Origin of the sequence: Citrobacter sp. Colony219, from assembly GCF_019382635.1 — a bacterium.
Taxonomy (GTDB): Bacteria; Pseudomonadota; Gammaproteobacteria; order Enterobacterales; family Enterobacteriaceae; genus Citrobacter; species Citrobacter youngae.
In genome coordinates this window covers 322,321-323,647 of sequence record NZ_CP080033.1, presented here as the reverse complement: position 1 = coordinate 323,647, position 1,327 = coordinate 322,321, and the positions used below count along the sequence as shown (strand labels likewise).

At 52.8% G+C, this 1,327-nt stretch carries 1 rRNA gene (cut by a window edge); it reads right to left on the bottom strand.

The annotated features are described in order from the left end of the window. A 23S ribosomal RNA gene (locus JTI85_RS01385) occupies positions 1-1,327 on the bottom strand (it continues 1,515 nt past the right edge of the window).

Below are 1,327 nucleotides of genomic sequence, written 5' to 3'. Positions count from 1 at the left end.
CCTATCAACGTCGTCGTCTTCAACGTTCCTTCAGGAGACTTATAGTCTCAGGGAGAACTCATCTCGGGGCAAGTTTCGTGCTTAGATGCTTTCAGCACTTATCTCTTCCGCATTTAGCTACCGGGCAATGCCATTGGCATGACAACCCGAACACCAGTGATGCGTCCACTCCGGTCCTCTCGTACTAGGAGCAGCCCCCCTCAATTCTCCAGCGCCCACGGCAGATAGGGACCGAACTGTCTCACGACGTTCTAAACCCAGCTCGCGTACCACTTTAAATGGCGAACAGCCATACCCTTGGGACCTACTTCAGCCCCAGGATGTGATGAGCCGACATCGAGGTGCCAAACACCGCCGTCGATATGAACTCTTGGGCGGTATCAGCCTGTTATCCCCGGAGTACCTTTTATCCGTTGAGCGATGGCCCTTCCATTCAGAACCACCGGATCACTAAGACCTGCTTTCGCACCTGCTCGAGCCGTCACTCTCGCAGTCAAGCTAGCTTATGCCTTTGCACTAACCTCCTGATGTCCGACCAGGATTAGCTAACCTTCGTGCTCCTCCGTTACTCTTTAGGAGGAGACCGCCCCAGTCAAACTACCCACCAGACACTGTCCGCAACCCGGATTACGGGTCCACGTTAGAACACCAGCCATTAAAGGGTGGTATTTCAAGGTTGGCTCCATGCAGACTGGCGTCCACACTTCAAAGCCTCCCACCTATCCTACACATCAAGGACCAGTGTTCAGTGTCAAGCTATAGTAAAGGTTCACGGGGTCTTTCCGTCTTGCCGCGGGTACACTGCATCTTCACAGCGAGTTCAATTTCACTGAGTCTCGGGTGGAGACAGCCTGGCCATCATTACGCCATTCGTGCAGGTCGGAACTTACCCGACAAGGAATTTCGCTACCTTAGGACCGTTATAGTTACGGCCGCCGTTTACCGGGGCTTCGATCAAGAGCTTCTCCTTACGGATAACCCCATCAATTAACCTTCCGGCACCGGGCAGGCGTCACACCGTATACGTCCACTTTCGTGTTTGCACAGTGCTGTGTTTTTAATAAACAGTTGCAGCCAGCTGGTATCTTCGACTGATTTCAGCTCCACGGGTAAACCGCTTCACCTACATATCAGCGTGCCTTCTCCCGAAGTTACGGCACCATTTTGCCTAGTTCCTTCACCCGAGTTCTCTCAAGCGCCTTGGTATTCTCTACCTGACCACCTGTGTCGGTTTGGGGTACGATTTCGTGTTACCTGATGCTTAGAGGCTTTTCCTGGAAGCAGGGCATTTGTTACTTCAGCACCGTAGTGCCTCGTCATCACACCT